Origin of the sequence: Acinetobacter sp. Marseille-Q1623, from assembly GCF_902809895.1 — a bacterium.
In the GTDB taxonomy this organism is placed as follows: domain Bacteria; phylum Pseudomonadota; class Gammaproteobacteria; order Pseudomonadales; family Moraxellaceae; genus Acinetobacter; species Acinetobacter piscicola_A.
On the sequence record NZ_CADDWG010000001.1, the window covers coordinates 1,237,788 to 1,252,161 of the forward strand.

General features: G+C 38.5%; 12 protein-coding genes. 2 read left to right on the forward strand and 10 right to left on the reverse strand.

The window, feature by feature from the left end:
- Nucleotides 1-4 precede the first annotated feature (4 nt).
- The 3 genes from HUV91_RS05905 to HUV91_RS05915 all read right to left on the reverse strand — a co-directional run bounded on the left by HUV91_RS05905 (nucleotide 5) and on the right by HUV91_RS05915 (nucleotide 2,386).
- Entirely contained in the window at nucleotides 5-544 is a 540-nt protein-coding gene (locus tag HUV91_RS05905; protein ID WP_130073787.1) for a KdsC family phosphatase, read from the reverse strand.
- Between the two features lie 3 nt (nucleotides 545-547).
- A complete protein-coding gene (locus HUV91_RS05910) occupies nucleotides 548-1,525 on the reverse strand; it encodes a KpsF/GutQ family sugar-phosphate isomerase (RefSeq protein WP_130073788.1) in 978 nt (325 codons plus the stop codon).
- Nucleotides 1,526-1,729: 204 nt separating this feature from the next.
- Nucleotides 1,730-2,386 (reverse strand): polymorphic toxin-type HINT domain-containing protein, encoded by a 657-nt coding sequence (locus HUV91_RS05915; protein WP_174492839.1) that lies wholly within the window; start codon nucleotides 2,384-2,386, stop codon nucleotides 1,730-1,732.
- A 185-nt stretch (nucleotides 2,387-2,571) separates the two neighbouring features.
- On the opposite strand from HUV91_RS05915, the gene cysS reads away from it, so the two are divergent.
- Nucleotides 2,572-3,993, forward strand: coding sequence for a cysteine--tRNA ligase (gene cysS, locus HUV91_RS05920; protein WP_174492840.1), 1,422 nt, complete (start codon nucleotides 2,572-2,574; stop codon nucleotides 3,991-3,993).
- A gap of 63 nt (nucleotides 3,994-4,056) precedes the next feature.
- Here the strand turns inward: cysS and HUV91_RS16735 are convergent, their stop codons facing one another.
- The 4 genes from HUV91_RS16735 to HUV91_RS05940 form a co-directional block, all read right to left on the reverse strand.
- Nucleotides 4,057-4,167 carry a YHYH domain-containing protein gene (locus tag HUV91_RS16735; RefSeq protein WP_372405111.1) on the reverse strand — a complete coding sequence of 37 codons (111 nt, stop codon included), beginning with the start codon at nucleotides 4,165-4,167 and terminating at the stop codon, nucleotides 4,057-4,059.
- A gap of 160 nt (nucleotides 4,168-4,327) precedes the next feature.
- Nucleotides 4,328-5,827, reverse strand: a complete 1,500-nt coding sequence (locus HUV91_RS05930; RefSeq protein ID WP_174492841.1) for a succinate CoA transferase — start codon at nucleotides 5,825-5,827, stop codon at nucleotides 4,328-4,330.
- A gap of 113 nt (nucleotides 5,828-5,940) precedes the next feature.
- Entirely contained in the window at nucleotides 5,941-7,116 is a 1,176-nt protein-coding gene (locus HUV91_RS05935) for a thiolase family protein (RefSeq protein ID WP_165353061.1), read from the reverse strand.
- 291 nt (nucleotides 7,117-7,407) lie between these two features.
- Complete coding sequence (locus HUV91_RS05940) at nucleotides 7,408-9,189, reverse strand: acyl-CoA dehydrogenase C-terminal domain-containing protein (protein WP_174492842.1); 1,782 nt, start codon at nucleotides 9,187-9,189, stop codon at nucleotides 7,408-7,410.
- A 468-nt stretch (nucleotides 9,190-9,657) separates the two neighbouring features.
- Between HUV91_RS05940 and HUV91_RS05945 the strand changes: the two genes are divergently transcribed.
- Nucleotides 9,658-10,278, forward strand: a complete 621-nt coding sequence (locus HUV91_RS05945; RefSeq protein WP_174492843.1) for a TetR/AcrR family transcriptional regulator — start codon at nucleotides 9,658-9,660, stop codon at nucleotides 10,276-10,278.
- 54 nt (nucleotides 10,279-10,332) lie between these two features.
- On the opposite strand, the gene HUV91_RS05950 is transcribed toward HUV91_RS05945, so the two are convergent.
- The 3 genes from HUV91_RS05950 to HUV91_RS05960 all read right to left on the reverse strand — a co-directional run bounded on the left by HUV91_RS05950 (nucleotide 10,333) and on the right by HUV91_RS05960 (nucleotide 14,186).
- Nucleotides 10,333-11,274 carry a LysR substrate-binding domain-containing protein gene (locus tag HUV91_RS05950; RefSeq protein ID WP_130073796.1) on the reverse strand — a complete coding sequence of 314 codons (942 nt, stop codon included), beginning with the start codon at nucleotides 11,272-11,274 and terminating at the stop codon, nucleotides 10,333-10,335.
- A 307-nt stretch (nucleotides 11,275-11,581) separates the two neighbouring features.
- The gene (locus HUV91_RS05955; RefSeq protein WP_174492844.1) at nucleotides 11,582-12,409 is read right to left on the reverse strand and encodes an SDR family oxidoreductase; all 828 of its coding nucleotides are present in this window, start codon (nucleotides 12,407-12,409) and stop codon (nucleotides 11,582-11,584) included.
- A gap of 271 nt (nucleotides 12,410-12,680) precedes the next feature.
- Nucleotides 12,681-14,186 (reverse strand): flavin-containing monooxygenase, encoded by a 1,506-nt coding sequence (locus tag HUV91_RS05960; RefSeq protein ID WP_174492845.1) that lies wholly within the window; start codon nucleotides 14,184-14,186, stop codon nucleotides 12,681-12,683.
- Between the last annotated feature and the right edge of the window lie 188 nt (nucleotides 14,187-14,374).

Sequence of the window (14,374 nt, forward strand, 5' to 3'; positions counted from 1 at the left end):
CATATTAATGTGGGATTGCAATGAATTTTTCAAGGAGTTCTTGGTAAACACCTTTTGACATCAGTAACATATCACACACTTCTCGTACCGCACCACGTCCACCCATCGCTTGTGTTACAAGGTCTGCACGGCGGCGCACTTCCACATGCCCATTCGGTACAGTGACTTTCATCCCTGCAATGGCAAAAGCTGAAAGATCAGGCCAATCATCGCCCATATATAAACAATCTTCTGGATCAATATTAAGCTGTGCACAAGCTTGACGTAAAGCAACACCTTTGTCTTCACGTCCTTGATAAACTAAGTCTACACCTAAGTCAGACATACGTTTTTCAACAATATTGCTTTTACGGCCCGTAATAATGATGACTTTAATGCCTGCTTGCTGTACCAATTTCATACCCAAACCATCACGAATATCAAAAGATTTGATTTCGTCGCCTGTATTGGTCAAAGTTACAAAACCATCACTTAAGATACCATCTACATCTAAAACCAAAGCTTCAATATGGCGCGCTTGTTCTAATAAAACATAAGAAGCCATGGTTTAGTTTACTCCTGCTTGGATTAAGTCATGCATACTGATTACACCGATAACTTTATTGGCATCATCAACCACAATAAATTGGTTAATTTTCTTTTCATTCATCTTTTCTAAAGCTTCAACTGCACGTGCTTCTTGTGAAATGGTAGATGGATGTTGAATCATCACTTCTGACACCGCCAAATTCACATCAAAGCCTTGCTGTTTATCGATCAAACGGCGTAAATCACCATCAGTAAAAATCCCGAGTAAAGTATCTTTTTCATCGACGATGGTGGTTAAACCTAAACGCTTATTGGAAATTTCATACAATACTTTGTTCATTGGGGTATCTGGTGATACTTTTGGCAGTTCTTCACCTGTATGCATTAAATGTTTGACATGCAATAACAAACGTTTACCCAATGCTCCCGCAGGATGAGATCGAGCAAAATCATCCGAAGTAAAACCACGCGCTTCTAATAGTGCAACTGCAAGTGCATCACCTAAAGCTAAAGTTGCAGTGGTACTTGAAGTCGGTGCAAGACCGAGTGGACAGGCTTCTTGAATGTCCCCCAAAGTCAAAGCCACATCTGCATTTTGTGGCATTGGCCCTTTGTCATGACCACTAATGGTAATTAAAGGCACACCTACATGTTTGATGAGTGGCATCAACATCATAATTTCATCGCTTTTTCCTGAGTAGGAAATCGCAATCAACACATCCCCTTTGACCAACATACCCAAGTCGCCATGCCCTGCTTCACCGGGATGCATAAAGAAGGATGGTGTTCCTGTCGAGGCAAAAGTCGCAGCCATTTTGCGTCCAATATGACCTGACTTACCCATTCCCGTGATCACTAAACGCCCTTTACACTGTAAAATAATTTCACAGGCTTGGCTAAAGCGTTCATCAATTTGTGATGCTAGGACTTCTAAAGCATGCTCTTCGATGCTTAGAGTTTCGAGTGCAACTTTTTGAAAATCAATCTGATTCGGCATGTTTGTAGGATTCAAAGTCGATTTACCTGATCTTTGCAGAGAGGATCACTCGCTGCAAGCAAAAAATAATTTTGGCAATTTTATCATAGCTATGCAGCCAAGGTATTTTCTAAATGTATAATTTTCATTTTCTTAGCAATGAATGTGCATAATTTATGTAGAGAGCATCGTTTATTCTCGTTTCATATATTTAATGATTTTGAGTTATTGATGTACCCATACACCCAATTCACCAACAAAATAGGTATGAAAATCTTCGACTTCCAAATTGTAAATGGTATCTATATATTCATCAGCAATTGGATCTTCATTTTCATCCCAATTCACAACTTCTAAAGATTCATCCTCAAAATAATTTGGCACTAATAATTGATTATTTTTATAAGCTTTTACATCTAAAAATATCCCTGCATCGTAGCTAGGGAAAACCATATAAAATGCTTTATCAGGCTCAGTCGTTTGATATAATCGACGAATATCGAAACTTCCAGCAAACTCACGGTCATACCTTAGCAAAGGGCTTCCCATTTCTAAATCTAAAACTGAAGCCCATTTACCACTATTAGCATCTATAAAATCACGGCTTACATTCGTAAAAGTCCAAAATTGATGATATGGGGATATAAATAAAAATTCCTCTTTAAATTCATCACTATGATTTATTTTTCCAGATAATTCAATTACCCAAACAAATTGATTTTCCATTACAGATGTTTGAATCACACGCTTATAAGCTGTCTCTCCTTCGCCATTTTCAGGCAAGGATAAAACCATGTCGCCAACTTTTATATTCTGGATCGGCACTAAACCTTTATCTGTATGCACCAACGTCCCCGCAACAAAACCACTATTTTTGTTCATTTTATTTCCCCAAACATTTAAAGCATTCTTTTATAGAAATTTGTTATTTTGCAAAACAAGCATTATTTAAAATCATTCAACAAAAAATGCAATCAAAACCCTATCTTTATTTTCATTTTAACTTTATGAAAAAAAACGCATAGGTTAAGATGAAGCACCATTTTAATGAAGCATTTAGAAGACCTATGCAACCTTTTGTTCTTTACAATTCTGAGCAACGTAAAAAAGTTGAATTTGTACCCCGTAAAGAAGGACAGATCGACATGTATGTCTGTGGTATGACAGTTTATGATTACTGTCATATTGGACATGCGCGTGTGATGGTTGCATTTGACTACATTATCCGTTTTTTGCGTAGTCAGGGTTGGCAAGTCAAATATGTGCGTAACATTACCGACATTGACGACAAAATTATTAAACGTGCCAATGAAAATGGCGAAAGCATTACTGCTTTGACCGATCGTTTTATTACCGCAATGAATGATGATGCAGCACGCTTGGGCTGTGCTGAACCTGATGAAGCACCTCGTGCAACAGACTACATCGACCAAATGCAAAACATGATTGGTTCTTTGGTGGACAATGGCACAGCATATCCTTCAAATAATGGCGATGTCTATTTTGAAGTTGAAAAATTTGCCAAATACGGTCGTCTTTCAGGTCGTAAACTTGAAGATATGCAAGCTGGCGCTTCTGAACGTGTCGATGTTGAAGTCGAGAAAAAACATCCGTTTGACTTTGTCCTTTGGAAACATGCCAAAGAAAATGAACCATCATGGGCTTCACCGTGGGGCAACGGTCGTCCAGGTTGGCATATTGAATGCTCAGCAATGTCGACCTGTTGCTTAGGCAATCATTTCGATATTCACGGTGGTGGTTCAGATTTAACCTTCCCACATCATGAAAATGAAATTGCCCAATCGGAAGCCTCAACGGGCGAACAATATGTCAATTATTGGATGCATGTGGGTTTCATTAATGTTGATGGCGAGAAAATGTCAAAGTCTTTAGGCAATTTCTTTACCATTCGTGATGTGATGGAAAAATTCCACCCTGAAGTGATTCGCTACTTTATCGTATCTTCGCACTATCGTAGTCCTGTCAACTTCTCTGATTTTGCACTCAAAGAAGCGAAAAATGCCTTAACTCGTTTCTATCATGCTTTTAAAGCCTATGAACAAGTGTATGGCAATACTGTTGTTGAAACTTTAGAAACAAATTTGGTTGAACGCTTTAATACGGCTATGCGTGATGACTTTAATACTTCAGAAGCACTTGCCGTGTTATTTGAAGTGATTAGAGAATTAAACCGTGCCGTAAAAGAAGAAAATGCAGAACAGTCTGCACTGTACTACTCGACTTTGCGTTACCTCAGCGATATTTTAGGCTTAGGACAACATGATGTAGATGAGTTCTTAAAGTCAGATATTGGTCAAGAAGCATTGGCTTTATCTGAAGAGCAAATTGCTGATTTTATTCAACAACGTGTTGATGCAAAAAAAGCCAAAGACTTTACCAAAGCCGACGCCATTCGTCAGTCATTGTTAGATCAAGGTGTGGTTTTGGAAGATACTCGTCAAGGCACCATTTGGCGTCGTGCGGATTAAAGAAAATTCTTTTCTTTTTTGATAGATTATTAAGAAAGCAGGATTTTTTCCTGCTTTTTTAACTTAATGACAATGATGATCGCCCGTTTTACTATTGGTATGACAACCTTGTGAGTTGGTACCACCAGAATGAGCATTTGCAGCACTTACTGTTAAAATAGCTAAACACAAAATGAAGAATTTATTCAAAATAATACCTTTTAAATCAATTATATATAAACAATAGTGTATGATTTTTACTCAAAATATTCAAACTATATTATTAAAAAGCCGCATCACGATGATGATGCGGCTTTTTAATTTATGGATAAAAAAATAGGAATGACTAAAACCTTCAAGCTGACTTCATACTGCCTGTTTCTTCAAACTGCGCATGCCAAGCCAAAGCTTCACGCAAAACATGTGGAGTTTGACCACCCAACGCACATGCTCGTTCAAAATAACTCAGCAAATCAGCCTGATAACTTGGATGCGCACATTTCTCAATAATTTTTAATGCACGCTCACGTGGTGCAAGACCACGCAAATCTGCTAAGCCCTGCTCTGTAACTAAAACATCAATATCATGTTCAGCATGATCACAATGACTGACCATCGGCACAACTGAGGAAATCGCGCCACCTTTAGCAATAGATTTCGTCACAAAAATTGCTAAATGCGCATGGCGAGTGAAATCACCTGAACCCCCAATACCATTCATCATTTTAGTACCTGTGACATGGGTTGAATTGACATTGCCATAAATATCAAACTCAAGTGCGGTATTAATCGCAATAATACCTAAACGGCGAATAATTTCAGGATTATTGGAAAGCTCCTGCGGGCGCAGGACAATTTTATCTTTGTATTGCTCAAAATTATTCATGACACGTTTGGCACATTCATCCGACAAGGTCATCGAACAGCCTGAAGCAAACTTCATTTTCCCTGAATCGATTAATTTAAAAGTACAGTCCTGTAAAACTTCCGAATACATTTCTAGATCATGAAAATTAGAATGTTCAAAACCAGCAAACACCGCATTAGCAATGGAACCAACACCCGACTGTAGCGGTCCTAAATTTTCAGGTAAACGTCCCACTGCTACTTCATTTTCAAAAAAATGAACCAAATGTTTCGCAATCGCAAGCGTTTCATCATCTGCCTCATCCATTTTAAATGAGGTATCAGGCAAATCATTCATCACAATGGCTGAAATTTTACTTGGGTCAACATGAATCCCCACTGTGCCAATACGCTCACCTGCCGCAGTTAAAGGAATCGGATCACGATGTGGACGTGCTTTTGGCAAGTAAATATCATGCACACCCTCAAGTACAGGGCTAATGGTATTGTCAATTTCAATAATCACATGATCTGCCATTTCAATGAAATTTGCTGAGTTACCGCATGAACCTGTAGGAATAATTTGTCCATCTTCAGTAATTGCTGTTGCAGCAACCACAGCGACATTGATTTTCGGTAGGTTTTTATGACGAATATTATCGGCCAGTTCTGACAAATGCTGATCGATATACATCACTTCGCCATTATTAATGGCTTTACGTAAAGTTGGATCAGCTTGGTAAGGATAACGGCGTGCCAAAGCATGAGCATCATTTAAACGCCCATCAATGCGATTACCCAAACTTGCACCTGTTGCCAAAGTAATCTTCATAGGATGATTTTGTGCATAATCTGCCAAGGCAAGTGGTACTGTTTTTGCTTCACCTGCACCACCAAAACCACTTAAACCGACCACTGCACCATCTTGAATGAATGAAATCGCCTTTTCTACAGACATGACTTTTTCGTGCAATGCTGCACAGCGAATACGCTCTAAACCGTTAATCATTGAAAAATCTCAAAATACAAATAAAAAATAAAAATATTGCATGTCACTATCCAACACCCTTGCGCACAAGGATGTTGATTCATCTTGAGTTTTAAATCTATATAGAAAAACGATTAAATAAGCTCAATCGCAATCGCAGTTGCTTCACCGCCACCAATACATAAGGATGCAATCCCTTTTTTGCCACCTGTACGTTTTAAAGCATGAATCAAAGTGACAATAATACGAGAACCCGAAGAACCTAATGGATGACCAAGTGCACATGCACCACCATTGATATTGACTTTTTCACGGTCTAAATTAAAACCATCAATTGCAAGCATTGCCACCATCGCAAACGCTTCATTCACTTCCCAAAGATCAACCTCTTCAGCAGTCCAACCTGTTTGCTTCAACACTTTTTCAATTGCGCCTACAGGTGCAATAGTAAACTCAGATGGATGCTGCGAGTTGGTTGCATATGCCACAACTTTTGCCAATGGTTTTAAACCACGTTCAGCAGCAAGCTCTTCAGAGGTAACCACCAAAGCCGATGCACCATCTGAAATTGAACTGGCATTCGCTGCGGTAATTGTTCCATCTTTTTTAAATGCAGGACGTAAGGTTGGGATTTTATCAACTTTGGCATTTAAAGGCTGTTCATCTTGCTCAATAACCACATCCCCTTTACGTGAAGACACAGTAACAGGCACGATTTCAGCCTTGAAATAACCATTCTGAACTGCTTCAACAGCTTTATTCAAAGAACTAATGGCATAAGCATCTTGTTGTTCACGCGTATAGCCTTTTTTATCTGCCATTTCTTGTGCAAGAATACCCATAGAAAGACCCGTTTCCGCATCTTCCAAACCTTCTTGGAACATATGATCTGTGACTTTACCATGCCCCATACGATAGCCTGCACGGGCTTTGTCCAACAAATAAGGGGCATTAGACATCGACTCCATGCCTCCTGCAACCACGATATTTGCCGAACCCGCTTTAATTGCATCTGCTGCCTGCATGACCGCTTTCATGCCTGAACCACAGATTTTATTAATAGTGGTTGCACCTGTTGTATCAGGTAAACCTGCCTGACGCATGGCTTGGCGTGCAGGACCTTGTTTTAAACCTGCAGGAAGCACACAACCAAAAATCACTTCATCAATATCTGTCGGTTGTAAACCTGCTCGTGCAACCGCTTCTTTAATGGCTACTGCACCTAAATCAGGTGCGCTACATGCCGATAATGCACCTTGAAAACCGCCCATTGCGGTACGTACTGCGTCTACAATTACGATCATTGTTATCTACCTATTCCATCTATTTTCAATTTTGTTATGCATTTTGAGCAAGCGTACTCACTCAAAACTGTCCATGATTAATCTTGAATCATGTTTCAAATAAATTATTGTAAGTACTGATAAGAGTATTACACAGGTAATAATCGTTCCCTCTCCTTTCAGGATGAAAAACGTCGTTTCTCAGGAGGGAGAATTTTATTTATGTACAATTCTCCTCATCCTAACCTTTTCCCTAAGCCTTATACAGCGCGAGAGAAGGAACTCTCATTACAAACTTATGCCTCAGCTAAAAACTTATCACGCCTGCGCTGTAAAATAGTCTTCAGGTAACTGCATAACTAACTCTGCACCTGCTTGGACACGCTGAATACGCGCAGCCAAATCAGGCAATACTTTCGCGACATAATACTGCGCTAACACGAGTTTATTCTGATAGAAGCTTTCCGACTTCGCCTGTGCTGCCTGAGCAATACGAGCAAACATATAAGTGAAGCTCAACAAGCCAACAGCATGTAAATAATCGACAGCAACTGCATTTGAAAAATCAGGATTCGCCTTCGCTTGCCCAAGAATAAACTGCGTCAATGATTCAACTTGATTACACACATCTAAAGTGGCAGCTTTAATGCTTAAAGCATCATCCATTACAGCTGCAAACTCACGAATTTCCGCAATATATTCCGCAATAAAAGCACCATTTGACTTAATGGTTTTACGACCAATCAAATCAATGGCTTGAACGCCATTCGTTCCTTCGTAAATCTGTGAAATACGTAAGTCACGAATACACTGTTCCATCCCCCATTCACGGATATAACCATGACCACCGAAACACATTTGTGCTTCTAATGCAGAATCGAGTGCCTTATCAGTTAAATAAGCTTTAGCAATCGGCGTTAACAATGCCACACGGTCATTGGCTTTACGCACAGCTTCGGCATCGGTTGAAAACTTGGTAATATCCAATTGCTGCCCTACATAGACTGCAAATGCACGAGAAGCTTCATTATTAGCACGTACATTCAATAACATACGGCGTACATCCCCGTGTACTAAAATAGAGTCAGCAGGTTTTTCAGGAGATTTCGCACCTGTAGCGGCACGACCTTGTAAACGATCCGTCGCATATTGTGCTGCATTTTGATAGGCATATTCAGATGCACCAATGCCCTGAATCCCCATCGACAAACGCTCATAGTTCATCATGATAAACATGGCTGCCAAGCCTTGATTTTCTTTACCCACCATAAAGCCTTTAGCAGCATCAAAATTCATCACACAGGTTGCTGAGCCTTTGATGCCCATTTTATGTTCAATCGAACCTGCACCTAAAGTATTACGCTCACCCAAGGAACCATCTTGGTTCACTAAAAATTTCGGCACAATAAAGAGCGAAATACCGCGAGAACCCGCAGGCGCATTTGGTGTTTTTGCTAAAACAAGGTGAATAATGTTTTCACACAAGTCATGTTCACCACTGGTAATAAAGATTTTAGTGCCCGTGATGTTATAAGAACCATCTTCATTCGGTTCAGCTTTGGTTTTGATAATCCCGAGGTCTGTGCCTGAATGCGGCTCAGTCAGACACATGGTACCTGACCATTCACCTGTATAAAACTTCGGTAAATACGTCGCTTTTTGTTCTTCAGATGCTGCTTGATCAATTGCCATGCCTGCACCCACAGTCAACAGTGGATACAACATAAATGATGGATTAGTACTCCAAATCATTTCATCGGCAAGTACAGTCAGCATTTTAGGCATGCCCTGACCGCCCCATTCTTCATTTGCACCTAAGCCAACCCAACCACCATCTGCAAATTGTTGAAATGCTTCTTTAAAACCTTTTGGTGTTGTAACCACACCTTGATTGAACTGTGCACCGCCGTCTTCATCTGCTGAACGGTTTAAATCAAGAATGACATTCTTCGAAAATTTAGCCATTTCTTCCAAAATCGCATTGGCTGTTGCCATGTCCAAATGCGCTAAATTTTCATTGTTTTGCCAAAATTGTTCCGCTTTAAACACATCATTTAAAATAAAATCCATGTCTTTAAGCGGTGCATTATAGATAGGCATGTCGCATTCCTTTTTGCAGACTTCCTTATGATTAGAAGCCTTTTTACATAATAAAAATCGGTGAAAATCATCACTGGGGATATTTCAAATTACTTGAAATATCAACTTTTAAATCATCATATCAACAGCTTTGCAGTTACAAATGCCTGAACCAAGATCATAGCCAAGAAGTGATGATAATCCTAAATTGCATAACACATCTTGTGTCTTCAAAACTTTTGCAAGTTTTAGATTGTCAAAAACAATAAATGAAATCGATTAAAAATGGAATTTTATTCCAAGATATTGACCTCATAGGTTCAGTTTTATTGACAAATAATTCGAGAAAGTAGGATATTGAATATTTACGTGATTTTTACTTCTAAAACTGAAAATTATTGAATAAAACTAGACTATAGTTTTATTCAAGACAATGAATACCTGTTATAATTCATTTTCGTTCTTTATCCATAATTTGGAACTATTTAAATGAGTACAGTTCGCCAACAAAATTTTCTACTCAGAAAAGAGAAAATTTTAGCCATGGCAGAAACCCTTTTACTCGATAATAACCAAGATATTACCCTTGCTGAATTGGCGGCAGAGTTAGATATTGCCAAAGGCACCATCTATAAACATTTTAAAAGCAAAAACCAGTTGTATTTAGAGCTAATTATTCTTAACGAAAAACGCTTATTAGAAATTTCTAAAAACTACAATCATGATATTAAAACCTATGTATCGCAATATATGCTTTACAACATGCTGAATTCAAATCGTACAATCTTATTGCATGTCATCGAAGAACGCCTAACCAATAATGAGCGTAAACTCAAAGACTTATTTGAAGAATTATATCAAGTTCGTGAAGCGCGAATTTTAGAAATTCGTGATTTATTTGCAGATCATTTAAAATCATTAAATAGCATCATGTCCATCCGAGATTATCTTTCATATATTTGGACAGTGACGTATGGTGCATCCTTACTTTTAAATTCAACACATTACCAAAAGTCAATTGGTTCTCGTGAACGCCTGATCAAACTCTATGTAAATCAAGCACTCATGACACCCGACAAATTAACTGAATCTGAGCTCCAAGCGAATTAACTTCGAGTTAGACATCATCACTGAATCATGCAAAATGATGAGGTTTTTTCAGCCTTAGTCTCGCGCAACATTCAGTAATTGACTCGGCAAAGGCATCGAATTAACTTGACTAAAAATTTCATAACACATGTGTCGCAACCACTGATGACTGGTTTTATGATGGCAAGACATATGCCAATACTGTTTAATCGAATAGGTTGGAAAAGCAATCGGTGCAGGTAAAATTTGCAGATTACCACGCGATAATAAGACCTGACTTAAATAATACGGCACAGTGGCGATTGAATCTGTATCTTGCACCACCAAACCCACACCCAAATAACTCGGAATACGCATCAAAATATTACGTTTTAAGCCTAAATTATGTAGCTCATTTTCAATATGATAATGTCCAATGCCCGCATCAATATCAATGTGTGATTCATTCAAATATTGTTCAACAGAAATATTTTGATTATTCAAACGTTGATGATCCTTCGAAGCAATCACAACATAAAACTGCTCAAATAATTTTTGCTGATAAAAACCATTTTCCAAATGTGGTAAAAAACCAATCGCGAGATCAATCTCACCATTTGCCATTTGATAACTGGTTTCAGTGGTGATTGCACGCACATTGAGTTTAACATGCGGCGCATGTGCTTTGAGATATTGCGATATTTTCGGCAATAAGACCAAATGCGAGACATCAGTCATCGCAATCGTAAATTGTTGATGCGACGCTTCTTGATCAAAATCCACTGTAAAATTATTAATAATTTCAACTTTACTCAATGCTTCACTGACCAATGGGAATAATTGCTTTGACAACTCAGTGGGCACCATTTCATTGCCAATACGCAAAAACAATGGATCATTATAATGTGCACGTATTTTATTGAGGATATTACTCACCGTGGGCTGACTCATTTCTAAATGGTCTGCTGCCAAAGAAACACTTTTAAATTTATAAATATAATAAAAAATGCTGAGTAGTTTGCAATCCAGTTCAAACACGAAGTTAAATCTCACCTGTTATTTTGACTTTAAGAACAATGTTGTCATCAACATATTCGGATTTATTGACATCACTGATATGGCTTGCGTCATCGTCAGTATAGAACAATTGTCAATAAACCTTCATATATCATCTACCTTTTTCGACTATTTTCCAATGTTAAAATTTATCCTTATGTAGCATAAAAATAGCTTTTCAATGTATTTGTACATTTTTATTTCAACATCCAGATTTTAAAAAGCAAAGCGCCTCTCTACGCGCTTGCTCTCTACGCAATAAGAGTCGATATTTCTATGCGTTCTTAGGCTATTTTTCTACAAATAAATCGACCATTAATTCGTCATCAGTATCTGCATAGCGATATTGAGCAAAATCTGCCACTCCTTTTTCGCGTAATATATCTTCATCAATCATTAAACGCCCACTGATCGCACGTTTTTCGCTCGTTAAAATGGCATATGCTGCATCTGCCATAATCGTTGGTAAGCGTGCTTGATTAAAAAGTTGTTTGCCCCCAACGGTAAATTCAACAGCAGCGGTCGCAATAATCGTTCTTGGCCATAATGAATTGACACTGATACCATAATGGGCAAATTCCTGACTCATGCCAATGGTCAACATACTCATGCCATATTTGGTAATGGTATACGGTGCATAGCTTGCAAACCACTGTTCATCCAAATTTAACGGCGGAGAAAGATTTAAAATATGTGGGTTTTCACTTTTTTTCAAATAAGGCAATGCCGCTTGGCTACACACCATAACCGCACGAGTATTAATTTGATACATCAAGTCAAAGCGATTTGGATCTAGTGACTCGACTCCGGAAAGTTTAATTGCACCTGCATTATTAATCACCACATCAATACCACCAAAATGTTCCGCTGCCTGCTGCATCGCTTGCACAACTTGCGCTTGGTCACGCACATCTAACGCAATTGCAAGTGCTCGACCACCTGCTTCTTCGACCTCTTTGGCAACGGTATAAATTGAACCACCCAATTTTGGATGCTCTTCTGTAGATTTAGCAGCAATGACCACATAGGCACCATCTTTTGCGACACGTAATGCTATTTCACGCCCTATACCACGACTCGCACCTGTAATAAATACAGTTTTTCCTTTTAATGACATACATTCCTCAATTGACTTTTTATTTTACCTCTTGAATGTACGGTATAAGTTTTCATCACCACAGGACAAAATATGCCAAAATTCCCGATAAACTAGTGAAAATGTCCATTTTCCATCAACCAGTAAGTCATCTAAAAAAGATTGTAAAAGTACAAAAAATATGTCCTCAGCATTATGAGCTGCGAACGAATTGAACATAGCTTTGCACGAAAAATGCAACCCTTATTGATTAAATCTGCACTTTGCTTATATCGTTCTATTTATATTGTTTCTATAGGTGTGAATTTTTTGTGTCAGGCGTGTAATCAATCAAATACTCCGATAAATTAAATTGTTTCATTTTTTCACGCAGCTTAAAGGTTGTCCACGGCCACACCGTACTATTACGCCCATTACGGTCAATAAAGTAACTTTGACACCCCCCTTTATTCCACACAGTTGACTGTAATGCTGCCTGTACTTTCTCATTAAATTGCCGGCTAATTACTGGGTTTGGTTCAATGGTTTGAATATTTAACCGAATCGCTTGTTTCAAAGCATCCATAATGTAATTCAGTTGTGCTTCAATAATAATAAATGCCGATGAACTCACAGCAACATTAGGACCAAACATTAAGAAACCATTCGGGCAATTTTCAACCATTGTCCCCATATAACCTTCTGGGCTACCTTGCCAGACATCTGACATTTTTTGCCCAAAACGATTATAAACACGGTTGGCAATCGGTGGTTCTGCAATTTCAAACCCTGTTCCTAAAATGATCACATCAGCTTCACAGCTTTCACCATTTTTTGCAATTAAGCGATTCCCTTTAACTTCAGTTAATCCACTTGCGATCACATCCACATTTTTTTGAGCAAGTGCAGGATACCAATGATTTGATTGTAAAATACGCTTACAACCAATAATAAAATTCGGCGTTAATTTTTCACGTAGCACAGGATCTTTAATTTGAAAATTTAAATGCCATTTGGCAAGCTTTTGGAATTGTTTCATTGCAGCAGGACTTTGAATACCACCATTTATGGTTTCAAAAATTCCATAGACCGAACCACGCATCAGTTGTTGCGTCAAAGGTAATAATTTAAACATCGCACGTACAGGAGCAAGCAGTGGCATGTCCGATTTTGGCAAAACCCACTGTGCAGTGCGCTGAAATACGGTTAATTGTTGTACTTTAGGCTGAATCTGTGGCACAAATTGCAATGCTGAAGCACCCGTTCCAATTACTGCAACACGTTTTCCTGTTAAATCAAGATCATGTCTCCATTGAGATGAATGAAAAATCTCGCCTTTAAAGTCTTGAATACCGTTGACATTAGGCAATACAGGTTCATGCATTGGGCCACATGCCAAAATGGTAAACTGTGATCGCAATTCACCATGATTGGTCTGAATAATCCAACACTGTTGTTGGTCTGACCATTTTGCTTCTAAGGCTTCATGGTTTAATTTGACATGTGGCATGACTTGATATTTATCAACCACATCTAATAAGTACTGTTTAATCTCAGCTTGAGGTGCAAATACGCGTGACCACGATGGATTTTGTTCAAAAGAATAAGAATACAATGCAGATGGTACATCACAGGCACAACCTGGATAGGTATTTTCACGCCATACCCCACCCATTTCTGAGGCTTTTTCTAGCAGAATAAAATCTTTAATCCCTGCTTCTTTGAGCTTAATTGCCGCACCTAAACCCGCAAAGCCGCCCCCAACAATAATGATTTTATAAAAATTTTGCCCATTACTGTTATTTTTGTGTTGATCCATCATAAAACGCTTAAAATACAAACAATAGGAGTACCATGTCAAAAACAGAATAGCTTGTCAATTTCCATTGTTGGACAGTTTGAATTATTTTTTGGTACTTTTCGCCTATGTCTGAAACGATACATTTAAGTCTTGCCGAAGGGCAACGCTTATAATTGCAAGCCTATAGTCTCAACGCTGCTTTTTTA

Excerpts from the sequence above, each read along its gene's own strand:
- HUV91_RS05955 (WP_174492844.1), bottom strand. The coding sequence starts at position 12,409 with ATGTCATTAAAAGGAAAAACTGTATTTATTACAGGTGCGAGTCGTGGT.
- HUV91_RS05940 (WP_174492842.1), bottom strand. The coding sequence starts at position 9,189 with ATGCCTATCTATAATGCACCGCTTAAAGACATGGATTTTATTTTAAAT.
- HUV91_RS05915 (WP_174492839.1), bottom strand. The coding sequence starts at position 2,386 with ATGAACAAAAATAGTGGTTTTGTTGCGGGGACGTTGGTGCATACAGAT.
- cysS (WP_174492840.1), top strand. The coding sequence starts at position 2,572 with ATGCAACCTTTTGTTCTTTACAATTCTGAGCAACGTAAAAAAGTTGAA.
- HUV91_RS05945 (WP_174492843.1), top strand. The coding sequence starts at position 9,658 with ATGAGTACAGTTCGCCAACAAAATTTTCTACTCAGAAAAGAGAAAATT.
- HUV91_RS05910 (WP_130073788.1), bottom strand. The coding sequence starts at position 1,525 with ATGCCGAATCAGATTGATTTTCAAAAAGTTGCACTCGAAACTCTAAGC.
- HUV91_RS05905 (WP_130073787.1), bottom strand. The coding sequence starts at position 544 with ATGGCTTCTTATGTTTTATTAGAACAAGCGCGCCATATTGAAGCTTTG.
- HUV91_RS05930 (WP_174492841.1), bottom strand. The coding sequence starts at position 5,827 with ATGATTAACGGTTTAGAGCGTATTCGCTGTGCAGCATTGCACGAAAAA.
- HUV91_RS05960 (WP_174492845.1), bottom strand. The coding sequence starts at position 14,186 with ATGGATCAACACAAAAATAACAGTAATGGGCAAAATTTTTATAAAATC.